The sequence below is a fragment of the Pseudomonas sp. ES3-33 genome (assembly GCF_000952175.1).
Lineage (GTDB): Bacteria > Pseudomonadota > Gammaproteobacteria > Pseudomonadales > Pseudomonadaceae > Aquipseudomonas > Aquipseudomonas gregormendelii.
The window spans coordinates 73,653-86,997 of sequence record NZ_JZRI01000131.1 but is presented as its reverse complement, the minus strand read 5'-3'; the positions used below and the strand labels follow the sequence as shown (position 1 = coordinate 86,997).

At 60.2% G+C, this 13,345-nt stretch carries 14 protein-coding genes; 13 read left to right on the top strand and 1 reads right to left on the bottom strand.

Features of this window, described 5'->3' with window-relative positions:
* Positions 1-43: 43 nt before the first annotated feature.
* From UB23_RS22275 to hisC, 10 genes are all read left to right on the top strand, one after another.
* Entirely contained in the window at positions 44-853 is an 810-nt protein-coding gene (locus tag UB23_RS22275; protein ID WP_045061448.1) for an ATP-binding cassette domain-containing protein, read from the top strand.
* Positions 853-1,650: a lipid asymmetry maintenance ABC transporter permease subunit MlaE gene (gene mlaE, locus UB23_RS22270; protein ID WP_045061447.1), complete on the top strand. Its 798-nt coding sequence runs from the start codon at positions 853-855 to the stop codon at positions 1,648-1,650. The genes UB23_RS22275 and mlaE overlap by 1 nt, the downstream gene beginning before the upstream one ends.
* Entirely contained in the window at positions 1,650-2,117 is a 468-nt protein-coding gene (mlaD, locus tag UB23_RS22265) for an outer membrane lipid asymmetry maintenance protein MlaD (protein WP_045061446.1), read from the top strand. The genes mlaE and mlaD overlap by 1 nt, the downstream gene beginning before the upstream one ends.
* A gap of 11 nt (positions 2,118-2,128) precedes the next feature.
* The gene (locus UB23_RS22260; protein WP_045061445.1) at positions 2,129-2,782 is read left to right on the top strand and encodes an MlaC/ttg2D family ABC transporter substrate-binding protein; all 654 of its coding nucleotides are present in this window, start codon (positions 2,129-2,131) and stop codon (positions 2,780-2,782) included.
* Positions 2,779-3,084, top strand: coding sequence for an STAS domain-containing protein (locus UB23_RS22255; protein WP_045061444.1), 306 nt, complete (start codon positions 2,779-2,781; stop codon positions 3,082-3,084). Before UB23_RS22260 ends, UB23_RS22255 begins: the two co-directional genes overlap by 4 nt.
* Before the next feature lie 113 nt (positions 3,085-3,197).
* A complete protein-coding gene (locus UB23_RS22250) occupies positions 3,198-3,437 on the top strand; it encodes a BolA family protein (protein WP_045061443.1) in 240 nt (79 codons plus the stop codon).
* Positions 3,438-3,459: 22 nt separating this feature from the next.
* Positions 3,460-4,725 carry a UDP-N-acetylglucosamine 1-carboxyvinyltransferase gene (gene murA / locus UB23_RS22245; protein WP_045061442.1) on the top strand — a complete coding sequence of 422 codons (1,266 nt, stop codon included), beginning with the start codon at positions 3,460-3,462 and terminating at the stop codon, positions 4,723-4,725.
* A gap of 166 nt (positions 4,726-4,891) precedes the next feature.
* Positions 4,892-5,527, top strand: coding sequence for an ATP phosphoribosyltransferase (gene hisG, locus UB23_RS22240; RefSeq protein WP_007942738.1), 636 nt, complete (start codon positions 4,892-4,894; stop codon positions 5,525-5,527).
* 125 nt (positions 5,528-5,652) lie between these two features.
* Positions 5,653-6,978 (top strand): histidinol dehydrogenase, encoded by a 1,326-nt coding sequence (gene hisD / locus UB23_RS22235; protein WP_045061441.1) that lies wholly within the window; start codon positions 5,653-5,655, stop codon positions 6,976-6,978.
* 2 nt (positions 6,979-6,980) lie between these two features.
* Positions 6,981-8,033, top strand: a complete 1,053-nt coding sequence (gene hisC / locus UB23_RS22230; protein ID WP_045061440.1) for a histidinol-phosphate transaminase — start codon at positions 6,981-6,983, stop codon at positions 8,031-8,033.
* A 119-nt stretch (positions 8,034-8,152) separates the two neighbouring features.
* Here the strand turns inward: hisC and algW are convergent, their stop codons facing one another.
* Positions 8,153-9,319 (bottom strand): Do family serine endopeptidase AlgW, encoded by a 1,167-nt coding sequence (gene algW, locus UB23_RS22225; RefSeq protein ID WP_045061439.1) that lies wholly within the window; start codon positions 9,317-9,319, stop codon positions 8,153-8,155.
* A 102-nt stretch (positions 9,320-9,421) separates the two neighbouring features.
* Between algW and UB23_RS22220 the strand changes: the two genes are divergently transcribed.
* From UB23_RS22220 to cysN, 3 genes are all read left to right on the top strand, one after another.
* Complete coding sequence (locus UB23_RS22220; protein WP_045061438.1) at positions 9,422-10,180, top strand: Nif3-like dinuclear metal center hexameric protein; 759 nt, start codon at positions 9,422-9,424, stop codon at positions 10,178-10,180.
* Positions 10,181-10,443: 263 nt separating this feature from the next.
* The gene (gene cysD, locus UB23_RS22215; RefSeq protein WP_010463281.1) at positions 10,444-11,361 is read left to right on the top strand and encodes a sulfate adenylyltransferase subunit CysD; all 918 of its coding nucleotides are present in this window, start codon (positions 10,444-10,446) and stop codon (positions 11,359-11,361) included.
* Positions 11,362-11,370: 9 nt separating this feature from the next.
* A complete protein-coding gene (gene cysN, locus UB23_RS22210) occupies positions 11,371-13,269 on the top strand; it encodes a sulfate adenylyltransferase subunit CysN (RefSeq protein WP_045061437.1) in 1,899 nt (632 codons plus the stop codon).
* The last annotated feature ends 76 nt before the right edge of the window (positions 13,270-13,345 follow it).

Below are 13,345 nucleotides of genomic sequence, written 5' to 3'. Positions count from 1 at the left end.
AAGACAGGCGTCCGAGTGTGAGGCTGCATCGCAAGGAGTTTAGATGAGTGCCGATAACGCCTACGCGGTCGAGCTGAAGGGACTGACCTTCAAGCGCGGTGCGCGCAGCATTTTCAATAACGTCGATATCCGTATTCCACGGGGCAAGGTCACCGGCATCATGGGGCCTTCAGGGTGCGGCAAGACCACGCTGTTGCGCCTGATGGGCGCACAGTTGCGGCCGACTGCCGGCGAAGTCTGGGTTAACGGCCAGAACCTGCCGAAGCTGTCTCGAAGCGATCTGTTCGACGCTCGCAAGCATATGGGCGTGCTGTTCCAGAGCGGTGCGCTGTTCACCGACCTCGACGTGTTCGAGAACGTGGCTTTCCCATTGCGTGTGCACACCCAGCTTCCGGAGGAAATGATCCGGGATATCGTCCTGCTCAAGTTGCAGGCCGTAGGCTTGCGCGGCGCGATCGACCTGATGCCCGACGAACTGTCCGGTGGCATGAAGCGGCGTGTCGCGCTCGCGCGGGCCATTGCCCTCGATCCGCAGATCCTCATGTACGACGAGCCCTTTGTCGGGCAGGACCCGATCGCCATGGGCGTGCTGGTGCGCCTGATCCGCCTGCTCAACGATGCGCTGGGTATCACCAGTATTGTGGTTTCCCACGACCTGGCAGAGACCGCGAGCATCGCCGACTACATCTATGTAGTGGGTGAGGCGCAGGTTTTGGGGCAGGGCACGCCGGACGAGCTGATGAACTCGGACGATCCGCGGATCCGCCAGTTCATGACGGGCGAACCTGATGGCCCGGTCGCGTACCACTTTCCAGCGACGGATTACCGCGCAGATCTTCTGGGGAAGCCTTGATGCGCAAGATTTCACTGATAGAACGTGTACGCCGGTTCGGCGCGGCGGCAATCGATGCCGTCGCGGTGTTCGGGCGGGCGACCTTGTTCCTGTTTCATGCCTTGCTCGGCCGTGGCGGCATCGGTGGTGGTTTCGGCCTGCTGATCCGGCAATTGCATTCGGTGGGCGTCATGTCCCTGGTGATCATCGTCGTCTCCGGTGTGTTCATCGGCATGGTGCTGGCGCTGCAGGGTTTCAACATCCTGTCCAGCTACGGCTCGGAGCAGGCGGTCGGGCAGATGGTTGCGCTGACCCTGCTGCGTGAACTGGGGCCGGTAGTCACCGCCTTGCTGTTCGCCGGGCGCGCAGGCTCTGCCCTGACGGCCGAGATTGGCAACATGAAATCCACCGAGCAGTTGTCCAGCCTGGAAATGATTGGTGTCGACCCGCTCAAGTACATCATTGCCCCGCGCCTGTGGGCCGGCTTCATATCCCTGCCAGTGCTGGCGATGATTTTCAGCGTGGTGGGTATCTGGGGCGGTTCATGGGTGGCCGTCGACTGGCTGGGAGTCTATGAAGGTTCCTACTGGTCGAACATGCAGAACAGCGTGACGTTCTCTGAAGATGTGCTCAATGGCATCATCAAGAGTGTCGTCTTCGCCTTCGTCGTGACCTGGATTGCCGTATTCCAAGGCTATGACTGCGAGCCCACTTCCGAGGGTATCAGTCGTGCCACTACCAAGACCGTCGTATACGCCTCGTTGGCGGTGCTCGGCCTGGACTTTATTCTGACCGCCTTGATGTTTGGAGATTTCTGATGCAAAACCGCACCCTGGAAATCGGTGTCGGCCTTTTCTTGCTGGCTGGCATCCTGGCTTTGCTGTTGCTTGCGTTGCGGGTCAGTGGCCTGTCCCCGAGCGCAACAACCGATTCTTATAAACTTTACGCATATTTTGACAATATCGCCGGTTTGACGGTCAGAGCTAAAGTGACCATGGCCGGTGTGACTATCGGCAAGGTCACTGCGATCGATCTGGACCGCGACAGTTTTACCGGCCGGGTGACCATGCAGCTGGACAAGAGCGTCGATAACCTGCCGACGGACTCCACTGCATCTATCCTGACCGCTGGGCTGTTGGGCGAGAAGTACATCGGCGTCAGCGTTGGTGGTGAAGAAACGCTGCTCAAGGATGGCGGGACCATCCACGATACGCAGTCGTCGCTGGTGCTCGAAGACCTGATCGGTAAATTCCTGCTCAACACCGTTAGCAAAGAAGCCAAATGAGGAGTTTTTGAATGATCTCTACCTTGCGACGTGGCCTGTTGGTATTACTCGCGGCTGTGCCGCTGATGGCTAACGCCGTGGCGGCGCCGTCGGCGCACGATCTGGTGCAGGACACCACTACCCGGTTGCTGGCCGATCTGGCTGCCAACAAGGCAAAGTACAAGCAGGACCCTAACGAGTTCTACAACGCCCTGAACGGCATTGTCGGACCGGTGGTCGATGCCGAAGGCATCTCCCGCAGCATCATGACCGTGAAGTATTCGCGCAAGGCCTCGCCTGAGCAGATGCAGCGCTTCCAGGAAAACTTCAAGCGCAGCCTGATGCAGTTTTATGGCAATGCGTTGCTCGAATATAACAACCAGGGCATCACCGTTTCCCCTGCCAAGGATGAAAGCGGTAACCGGACCAGCGTTGACATGCAGGTCAAGGGCAGCAGTGGCTCCATCTATCCTGTGTCCTACACGCTGGAGAAAATCAACGGCGAGTGGAAAGTCCGCAACGTCATCATCAACGGCATCAACATCGGCAAGCTGTTCCGCGATCAGTTCCAGGACTCGATGCAGCGCAATGGCAACGATCTCGACAAGGTGATCAACAACTGGGCCGGCGAAGTTGCCAAGGCCAAGGAAACCACCGAGCAAGCTGCCGAGAAGCAAACCCAATGAGTGAGTCGGCCGTCCAGATGAATGAATCCGGCGAACTGCACCTCAGTGGTACGCTGGATTACCGCAGCGGCCCGGTTCTGCGCAAGCAGGGCCAGGCGCTGATCAAGGCCAGCAAGGCTGCGGCGCTGGTGGTTGACTGTTCGCAGGTGGTTAAGTCCAGCAGTGTCGGCTTGTCGTTGCTGCTGTGCTTCATGCGAGATGCCCAGGCCGCCGGCAAGGCCCTGAGCATCCGCGCGATGCCCGAAGATATGCGCGAAATCGCTCAGGTCAGTGAATTGACCGAGTTATTGGCGCATCCCTAACCGCATCTACAGGGAAGCCCCCCGTCAGAGTCCTGCTTAGCGGGGTTCGCAGGCGCGGGGCTTTTTTGTATGATGTCCGACCCGCGCGCACAAGGCGCCGATTGAGGTTGAGCATGCAGGCCGTAGAAGTGAAGAGCTTCCTTGAAGGAAAGCTGCCAGACACGAAGGTGGAAGTTGAAGGCGAAGGCTGCAATTTCCAGCTGAACCTGATTAGCGATGAACTGGCGGCGTTGAGCCCGGTGAAGCGTCAGCAGCAGGTCTATGCCCATTTGAACCCATGGATCACCGATGGCAGCATCCATGCGGTCACTATGAAATTTTTCAGCAGCGCGGCCTGGGCCGAGCGCACCTGAGCCCAAGGGCGTCGAGATTCTTATGGATAAACTGATTATTACTGGTGGCGTTCGTCTTGATGGCGAAATCCGCATCTCCGGGGCAAAGAACTCCGCCCTGCCGATCCTGGCCGCAACCTTGCTGTGCGATGGCCCGGTTACCGTTGCCAACCTGCCGCACCTGCACGACATCACCACCATGATCGAGCTGTTCGGCCGCATGGGCATCGAGCCGGTGATCGACGAGAAGCTCAGCGTCGAAATCGACCCGCGCACCATCAAGACCCTGATCGCCCCGTACGAACTGGTGAAAACCATGCGTGCGTCGATCCTGGTACTGGGCCCGATGGTTGCCCGTTTCGGCGAAGCCGAAGTTGCGCTGCCTGGCGGTTGCGCCATCGGCTCGCGTCCGGTTGACCTGCACATCCGCGGTCTCGAAGCCATGGGCGCGGTGATCGACGTGGAAGGTGGCTACATCAAGGCCAAGGCGCCTGAAGGTGGCCTGCGCGGCGCGCACTTCTTCTTCGACACCGTCAGTGTGACCGGTACCGAGAACATCATGATGGCCGCTGCGCTGGCCAAGGGTCGCAGCGTCCTGCAGAACGCCGCTCGCGAACCTGAAGTCATCGACCTGGCGAACTTCCTGATCGCCATGGGCGCCAAGATTACCGGCGCCGGCACCGACACCATCACCATTGATGGCGTCGACCGCCTGCACCCGGCTACTTACAAGGTAATGCCGGACCGCATCGAAACCGGTACCTACCTGGTTGCTGCTGCTGTTACCGGCGGTCGCGTGAAGGGCAAGGATACCGATCCGACCATCCTTGAAGCGGTGCTTGAGAAACTCAAGGAAGCGGGCGCGGAAATTACCTGCGGCGAAGACTGGATCGAGCTGAACATGCACGGCAAGCGGCCTAAAGCCGTCAACGTGCGTACGGCTCCGTACCCGGCATTCCCGACTGACATGCAGGCGCAGTTCATTTCGCTCAACGCCATTGCCGAAGGCACCGGTGCCGTGATCGAGACGATCTTCGAGAACCGTTTCATGCACGTCTACGAGCTGCACCGCATGGGCGCCAAGATCCAGGTCGAAGGCAACACTGCCATCGTTACTGGCACCGAGAAGCTCAAGGGCGCGCCAGTCATGGCCACCGACCTGCGTGCTTCGGCCAGCCTGGTGATCTCCGCGCTGATTGCTGAAGGCGACACCCTGATCGATCGCATCTACCACATAGACCGTGGTTACGAGTGCATCGAAGAGAAACTGCAGATGCTCGGCGCCAAGATCCGCCGCGTACCGGGCTAGTCCCTGCTGCAGCTGTGGTGAGGGAGCAAACTCCCTCGCCACGGTTTGCTGTTAACTGATTTGTTTCAAATCGAGGCTGATTCTTCGTTATCGGGAATGCCTCGATGTGTGTCCGGCGCCGATTGCGACCGGGCATGAGTACCTTTATTAAGGACTGACGTTTCCCATGTTGACCATTGCATTGTCCAAGGGCCGCATTCTTGATGACACCCTGCCGCTTCTGGCTGAAGCGGGCATCGTGCCGACCGAGAATCCGGACAAGAGCCGCAAGCTGATCATCCCCACGACCCAGCCCGACGTACGTTTGCTGATCGTGCGTGCTACCGATGTGCCGACTTACGTCGAGCATGGTGCCGCTGACCTGGGCGTTGCCGGTAAAGATGTGTTGATGGAATACGGCGGCCAGGGCTTGTACGAGCCACTGGACCTGCGGATTGCACTGTGCAAGCTGATGACTGCTGGCCGTGTTGGTGATGTCGAGCCCAAGGGCCGTCTGCGCGTGGCAACCAAGTTCGTCAACGTTGCCAAGCGTTATTACGCCGAGCAGGGCCGTCAGGTCGATATCATCAAGCTCTACGGCTCGATGGAACTGGCCCCGCTGATCGGTCTGGCGGACAAGATCATCGACGTGGTCGACACCGGCAATACGCTGCGCGCCAATGGCCTGGAACCTCAGGATTTCATTGCCGACATCAGCTCCCGGCTGATCGTCAACAAAGCTTCGATGAAAATGCAGCACGCCCGTATCCAGGCGTTGATCGACACCCTGCGCAAGGCAGTGGAGTCTCGACACCGCGGCTGATTCACCTGCGCGACCTTGAGTCGCGCCCGTCTATCCGCCTCATAGCCAGAATCTCAGGTGCCCAAGCGGAAACGACTGCTAAGTTAGGGCGCCTGAGTTTTTGCCATTCCTATGAGGCTCTCGCTATGACCGCACCGACTGCAATTCGCCGACTCAACGCTGCTGACCCGGATTTTGCGCATCATCTGGATCATCTGCTGAGCTGGGAAAGTGTGTCTGACGACTCGGTCAATCAGCGGGTGCTGGACATCATCAAAGCCGTGCGCGAGCGTGGCGACGCCGCCCTGGTGGAGTTCACCCAGAAGTTCGACGGCCTGGAAGTGGCCTCGATGGCCGACTTGATCCTGCCGCGCGAGCGCCTGGAACTGGCGCTCACGCGTATCACCATCGCTCAGCGCGAAGCCCTGGAAAAAGCGGCCACCCGGGTGCGCAGCTACCACGAGAAACAGAAGCAGGACTCCTGGAGCTATACCGAGGCCGATGGCACCGTGTTGGGCCAGAAGGTTACTCCGCTGGACCGGGCTGGCCTGTACGTGCCGGGCGGCAAGGCGTCGTATCCGTCTTCGGTACTGATGAATGCCATTCCCGCCAAGGTGGCTGGCGTGACCGAAGTGGTCATGGTGGTACCCACCCCGCGTGGCGAGCTCAATGAGCTGGTGCTGGCGGCGGCGTGCATCGCCGGCGTGGACCGGGTGTTCACCATTGGCGGGGCCCAGGCCGTTGCCGCACTTGCCTATGGCACCGAGAGCGTGCCGAAGGTCGACAAGGTCGTCGGCCCTGGCAACATCTATGTCGCCACCGCCAAGCGCCACGTGTTCGGCCAGGTCGGTATCGACATGATTGCCGGCCCTTCGGAGATCCTCGTGGTGTGCGACGGCCAGACCGATCCGGACTGGATCGCCATGGACCTGTTTTCCCAGGCCGAGCACGACGAAGACGCCCAGGCGATTCTGGTCAGCCCTGACGCCGAATTCCTCGACAAGGTGGCCGCGAGCATTAACAAACTGATGCCGACCATGGAGCGTGCCGAGATCATCGAAACCTCGATCAATGGCCGTGGCGCCCTGATTCTGGTCGAGGACATGAACCAGGCCATCGAAGTGGCCAACCGCATCGCCCCGGAACACCTGGAGCTATCGGTGGCTGATCCACAGGCCTGGCTGCCATTGATTCGTCACGCGGGTGCGATCTTCATGGGTCGTCACACCTCCGAGGCCCTGGGCGATTACTGCGCAGGCCCCAACCACGTGTTGCCGACTTCCGGCACCGCGCGGTTCTCCTCGCCGTTGGGTGTGTACGATTTCCAGAAACGCTCCTCGATCATCTTCTGCTCCGAGCAGGGTGCTTCCGAACTGGGCAAAACGGCCTCCGTGCTGGCCCGTGGCGAGTCGCTGACCGCCCACGCGCGCAGTGCCGAATACCGCATCGTCGACGATCAGAAGGGGAAATGAACATGAGTAAATTCTGGAGCCCCTTCGTCAAGGACCTGGTGCCTTACGTGCCGGGCGAGCAGCCCAAGCTGACCAAGCTGGTGAAACTCAACACCAATGAAAACCCGTACGGTCCTTCGCCCAAGGCCCTGGCGGCGATGCAAACCGAATTGAATGACAACCTGCGTCTGTACCCGGACCCGAACAGCGATGTGCTCAAGCAAGCCGTTGCCCGTTACTACGCAGTGCAGGCTAACCAGGTGTTCCTGGGCAACGGTTCCGATGAAGTCCTGGCGCACATTTTCCATGGCTTGCTGCAGCACGATAAGCCGCTGCTGTTCCCGGACATCAGCTACAGCTTCTATCCGGTGTATTGCGGGCTATACGGCATCAAGTTCGATGCGGTGCCGCTGGATGAACAGTTTCAGATCAATCCGGCGGACTATGCCAGGCCGAACGGCGGGGTCATCTTTCCGAACCCGAACGCGCCCACCGGTTGCCTGCTGGCACTGGATGCAGTGGAGCAAATTCTCAAGGCCAGTCCGGATTCGGTGGTGGTGGTGGATGAGGCGTACATCGACTTCGGCGGTGAGACCGCGATCACTTTGGTGGATCGTTATCCGAACCTGCTGGTGACCCAGACCCTGTCCAAATCCCGGTCGCTGGCAGGCTTGCGGGTAGGTTTGGCGGTAGGCCATCCGGACCTGATCGAGGCACTGGAGCGAATCAAAAACAGCTTCAACTCCTATCCGCTGGATCGCCTGGCGAATGTCGGGGGGGCGGCGGCGTTCGAGGATCGCGATTACTTCGACAAGACTTGCCGGTTGGTCATCGAGCACCGTGAGTGGGTCGTCGCGCAATTGGAAGGCAAGGGGTTTGAAGTGTTGCCGTCGGCAGCCAACTTCATTTTCGCCCGTCATCCGCAGCACGACGCAGCGGGCCTGGCAGCCAAGTTACGCGAACAAGGCGTGATCGTCCGGCACTTCAAGCAGGAGCGCATTGCGCAGTTCCTGCGGATCTCCATCGGTACGCCGGAGCAGAACCAGGCGCTGATCGACGGCCTCGGCAACCTTTAAGCCATCCCCCGATCCTGTGGGAGCGAGCCTGCTCGCGATAGCGGCTTGACAGTCAACGATGATGTTGAACGTTATGCCCTCATCGCGAGCAGGCTCGCTCCCACAGTGTTGTGTGCTGCTTACTCTTCTTCTTTCTCTTTGACCGGGGCCGGTGCCGGTGGTGGACGCAGACCGATTTCGGCGGTGAGCTTGATCTCTTTGCCGTTGCGCATCACCTGAATGGTCACCTTGTCCGTCGGCTTGATCCGCGCCACCTGGTTCATGGAGCGACGGCCGTCGCCGGCTGGTTCGCCGTCGATCGCGAGAATTACGTCGCCCAGTTGCAGGCCGGCTTTCTGCGCCGGGCCATCGCGGAAAATCCCTGCGACCACGATACCCGGGCGCCCCGACAGGCCAAATGACTCGGCCAGTTCCTGGGTCAGGGGCTGTACTTCGATGCCGAGCCAGCCGCGAATTACCTGGCCGTGTTCGATGATCGACTTCATCACTTCCATCGCCAGTTTGACCGGGATGGCGAAGCCGATGCCCTGGGAGCCGCCGGACTTGGAGAAGATCGCCGTGTTGATTCCGGTCAGGTTGCCGTTGGCATCGACCAGCGCGCCGCCGGAGTTGCCGGGGTTGATCGCGGCGTCGGTCTGAATGAAATCTTCGTAGTTGTTCAGGCCCAGCTGGTTACGGCCAGTGGCGCTGATGATGCCCATGGTCACGGTCTGGCCGACACCGAATGGGTTGCCGATGGCCAGGGCGACGTCGCCGATGCGGATATTGTCAGAGCGCCCGACGGTGATCGACGGGAGGTTCTTGAGGTCGATCTTCAATACCGCGAGATCGGTTTCCGGATCGCTGCCAATCACCCGGGCCAGGGTTTCCCGGCCATCCTTCAGGGCCACGACGATCTGGTCGGCACCGCTGGTGACGTGGTTGTTGGTCAGCAGATAGCCTTCGGGACTCATGATCACGCCCGAACCCAGGCTCGATTCCATGCGTTTCTGCTTGGGCGAGTTGTCGCCGAAGAACCGGCGGAACTGCGGGTCCTCGAACAGCGGGTGGTTCGGTTTGTTGATGACTTTGGTGGTGTAGAGGTTGACCACCGATGGCGCGGCCGTGGTCACCGCGTCGGCATAGGACACCGGACCTTGCTGCACGCTGGTGGTTTGCGGGGCTTGCTGCAGATTCACATCGAGGCTTGGAAGCCCGACCCATTGCGGGTAGCGCTGGATGATCAACAGAGCGATAAGCACGCCGGCCAACAGCGGCCAGCCGGAAAAACGCAGCGCCTTGAGCATTAAGCACGTCCTGAAAGGTTGCAGGCGGTATGAGACCGCCCATAATGACGCGCATTATACGAGGCCGCGCGCGCCTCTGAACGGGATATTTAGGAGTCTTTTATGGCCGTCGCCCTGAGCACCCTGGTCGAAGAAGCTGACCGTTACCTGAACAGCGCCAGGATTGCCGATTATTGCCCCAATGGGTTGCAGGTCGAAGGTCGACCGCAGGTGATGCGTATCGTCAGTGGCGTCACCGCGAGCCAGGCGCTGCTGGACGCGGCGGTCGAAGCCCAGGCCGACCTGGTGCTGGTGCATCACGGTTATTTCTGGAAGGGCGAAAACCCCTGCGTCACCGGCATGAAGCAGCGTCGGCTGAAAACCCTGCTCAAGCACGACATCAGCCTGTTGGCGTATCACCTGCCACTGGACCTGCACCCGGATGTTGGCAACAACGTCCAGCTTGCCCGTCAGCTGGACATCACCGTGGAAGGCCCGCTGGATCCGGACAACCTGAAGATCGTCGGCCTGGTCGGCTCCCTCAGCGAGCCGATGACACCCCGGGATTTCGCCCGTCGAGTGCAGGAAGTCATGGGGCGCGAGCCGTTGCTGATCGAAGGCAGCGAAATGATCCGCCGCGTCGGCTGGTGCACCGGCGGCGGCCAGGGCTACATCGACCAGGCGGTGCTGGCCGGTGTTGACCTGTACCTCAGTGGCGAAGCGTCCGAGCAGACCTTCCACAGCGCCCGGGAAAACGACATCAGCTTCATCGCCGCCGGCCACCATGCCACCGAGCGTTACGGCGTGCAGGCCCTGGGCGACTACCTGGCGCGACGCTTTGCGCTGGAACACATCTTCATCGATTGCCCGAACCCGATCTGATTGAATCGCAATGCCTTGCGTAGGAGCTGCCGAAGGCTGCGATCTTTTGATCTTAAAAAACCACGTCAAAAGATCGCAGCCTTCGGCAGCTCCTATGGGGGTGGTGTGCCAATCAGCCAGGCGTGGTGGTGGCCAAACGCGGGGGTATATTCATATACCCTTTCGATCTAGCCAGCGTCCTGATTAGAAGAGGTCGCTGTGCTAGGATTCCCCGCTCGAACACGGCCCGCTGGCCGTCCATAAGATCGTTTTCGTGAGTAGCCATGGTCGACAAACTGACGCATCTGAAACAGCTGGAGGCCGAAAGCATCCACATCATCCGCGAGGTCGCCGCCGAGTTCGATAACCCGGTGATGCTGTACTCCGTCGGTAAAGACTCCGCCGTGATGCTGCACCTTGCGCGCAAGGCATTCTTCCCGGGCAAGCTGCCGTTCCCGGTCATGCACGTGGACACCCGGTGGAAGTTCAAGGAGATGTACGCGTTCCGCGACCGCATGGTCGAAGAACTCGGCCTCGACCTGCTGGTGCACGTGAACCCCGATGGCGTCGCGCAGGGCATCAACCCGCTGACCCACGGCAGCGCCAAGCACACCGACATCATGAAGACCGAAGGCCTCAAGCAGGCCCTCGACAAATACGGCTTCGACGCCGCCTTCGGTGGTGCCCGTCGCGATGAAGAAAAATCCCGCGCCAAAGAGCGCGTGTATTCCTTCCGCGATACCAAGCACCGTTGGGACCCGAAAAACCAGCGCCCGGAGCTGTGGAACGTCTATAACGGCAACGTCAACAAAGGCGAATCCATTCGTGTGTTCCCGTTGTCGAACTGGACCGAACTGGACATCTGGCAGTACATCTACCTCGAAGGCATCCCGATTGTGCCGCTGTATTTCGCCGCCGAGCGCGACGTCATCGAGATGAATGGCACCTGGATCATGATCGACGACGAACGCCTGCTCAATCACCTGAGCGACGAAGACAAGGCGCGCATCGTCAAGAAGAAAGTCCGTTTCCGCACACTGGGTGACTACCCGCTGACCGGCGCGGTCGAGTCCGAGGCCACCAGCCTGACCGACATCATTCAGGAAATGCTCCTGACGCGAACTTCCGAACGCCAGGGCCGGGTCATCGACCACGACGGCGCAGGCTCGATGGAAGAAAAGAAACGTCAGGGTTATTTCTAAGGGGTTGTCATGTCGCACGTATCTGATTTGATCAGCGAGGACATCCTCGCCTACCTGGGCCAGCACGAACGCAAGGAAATGCTGCGCTTCCTGACCTGTGGCAACGTCGACGACGGCAAGAGCACCCTGATCGGGCGCCTGCTGCACGACTCCAAGATGATCTACGAAGATCACCTGGAAGCCATCACCCGCGACTCGAAAAAAGTTGGCACCACCGGCGAAGACATCGACCTGGCGTTGCTGGTCGACGGCCTGCAGGCCGAGCGTGAGCAAGGCATCACCATCGATGTCGCCTACCGCTATTTCTCTACCGCCAAGCGCAAATTCATCATCGCCGATACCCCGGGCCATGAGCAGTACACGCGCAACATGGCCACCGGTGCGTCCACCTGTGACCTGGCGATCATCCTGGTTGATGCCCGTTACGGCGTGCAGACCCAGACCCGTCGCCACAGCTTCATCGCCTCGTTACTGGGCATCAAGCACATCGTGGTTGCCATCAACAAGATGGACCTCAATGGCTTCGACGAAAGCGTGTTCGAGTCGATCAAGGCCGATTACCTGAAGTTTGCCGAAGGTATCGCCTTCAAACCGACCACCATGGCCTTCGTGCCGATGTCCGCTCTCAAGGGCGACAACGTGGTGAACAAATCCGAGCGCTCGCCGTGGTACACCGGCCAGTCGCTGATGGAAATTCTTGAAACCGTCGAAATCGCCAACGACCGCAACTACACCGACCTGCGTTTCCCGGTGCAGTACGTCAACCGTCCGAACCTGAACTTCCGTGGTTTCGCCGGCACCCTGGCCAGCGGCGTCGTGCACAAGGGCGATGAAGTCGTTGTGCTGCCGTCGGGCAAGAGCAGCCGTGTGAAATCCATCGTCACCTTCGAGGGTGAACTGGAGCACGCCGGTCCTGGTCAGGCGGTAACGCTGACCATGGAAGACGAGATCGACATCTCCCGCGGCGACCTGCTGGTGCACGCCGACAACCTGCCGCAAGTCACTGACGCGTTCGACGCCATGCTGGTGTGGATGGCGGAAGAGCCGATGCTGCCGGGCAAGAAATACGACATCAAGCGCGCCACCACTTACGTGCCGGGTTCGATCACCAGCATCGTTAACCGTGTTGACGTGAACACCCTGGAAGAAGGACCTGCCAGCTCGTTGCAACTGAACGAGATCGGTCGGGTCAAGGTGAGCCTCGACGCGGAGATCGCGCTGGACGGTTACGCCAGCAACCGCACCACGGGTTCGTTCATCGTCATCGACCGCCTGACCAATGGCACTGTCGCCGCCGGCATGATCATCGCCCAGCCGTTGGCTCATGGCAGCAGCACGCACCACGGCAAACTGGCTCACGTGGCCACCGAAGAACGCGCCCAGCGCTTCGGCCAGCAACCGGCAACCGTGTTGTTCAGCGGGCTGTCGGGCGCGGGCAAAAGCACCCTGGCCTACGCGGTTGAACGCAAGTTGTTCGACATGGGCCGTGCGGTGTTCGTACTGGATGGCCAGAACCTGCGTCACGACCTGAACAAGGGTCTGCCACAGGATCGCGCCGGACGCACCGAGAACTGGCGCCGTGCCGCACACGTTGCGCGTCAGTTCAACGAAGCCGGCCTGCTGACCCTCGCCGCATTCGTCGCACCGAGCGCCGAAGGCCGCGAACAGGCCAAGGACCTGATCGGCAAGGAGCGCCTGCTGACGGTCTACGTCCAGGCCTCGCCAGCGGTCTGTGCCGAGCGTGACCCGCAAGGCCTGTACGCCGCGGCAGGTGACAACATCCCGGGTGAATCCTTCCCGTACGACGTGCCGCTGGATGCCGACCTGGTAGTCGATACCCAGTCCCTGTCGCTGGAAGAAAGCGTCAAGCAGGTGCTGGATCTGCTGCGTCAGCGTGGCGCGATCTAAGCGTTAGCCGTTAAAAAAAAACCCGCCGATGAGTGATCATCCGGCGGGTTTTTTGTTTCGGGTCAACTCGGTCAAC

Coding starts and splice junctions, on each gene's coding strand:
- UB23_RS22275 (WP_045061448.1), top strand. CDS start 44: ATGAGTGCCGATAACGCCTACGCGGTCGAGCTGAAGGGACTGACCTTC.
- mlaE (WP_045061447.1), top strand. CDS start 853: ATGCGCAAGATTTCACTGATAGAACGTGTACGCCGGTTCGGCGCGGCG.
- mlaD (WP_045061446.1), top strand. CDS start 1,650: ATGCAAAACCGCACCCTGGAAATCGGTGTCGGCCTTTTCTTGCTGGCT.
- UB23_RS22260 (WP_045061445.1), top strand. CDS start 2,129: ATGATCTCTACCTTGCGACGTGGCCTGTTGGTATTACTCGCGGCTGTG.
- UB23_RS22255 (WP_045061444.1), top strand. CDS start 2,779: ATGAGTGAGTCGGCCGTCCAGATGAATGAATCCGGCGAACTGCACCTC.
- UB23_RS22250 (WP_045061443.1), top strand. CDS start 3,198: ATGCAGGCCGTAGAAGTGAAGAGCTTCCTTGAAGGAAAGCTGCCAGAC.
- murA (WP_045061442.1), top strand. CDS start 3,460: ATGGATAAACTGATTATTACTGGTGGCGTTCGTCTTGATGGCGAAATC.
- hisG (WP_007942738.1), top strand. CDS start 4,892: ATGTTGACCATTGCATTGTCCAAGGGCCGCATTCTTGATGACACCCTG.
- hisD (WP_045061441.1), top strand. CDS start 5,653: ATGACCGCACCGACTGCAATTCGCCGACTCAACGCTGCTGACCCGGAT.
- hisC (WP_045061440.1), top strand. CDS start 6,981: ATGAGTAAATTCTGGAGCCCCTTCGTCAAGGACCTGGTGCCTTACGTG.
- algW (WP_045061439.1), bottom strand. CDS start 9,319: ATGCTCAAGGCGCTGCGTTTTTCCGGCTGGCCGCTGTTGGCCGGCGTG.
- UB23_RS22220 (WP_045061438.1), top strand. CDS start 9,422: ATGGCCGTCGCCCTGAGCACCCTGGTCGAAGAAGCTGACCGTTACCTG.
- cysD (WP_010463281.1), top strand. CDS start 10,444: ATGGTCGACAAACTGACGCATCTGAAACAGCTGGAGGCCGAAAGCATC.
- cysN (WP_045061437.1), top strand. CDS start 11,371: ATGTCGCACGTATCTGATTTGATCAGCGAGGACATCCTCGCCTACCTG.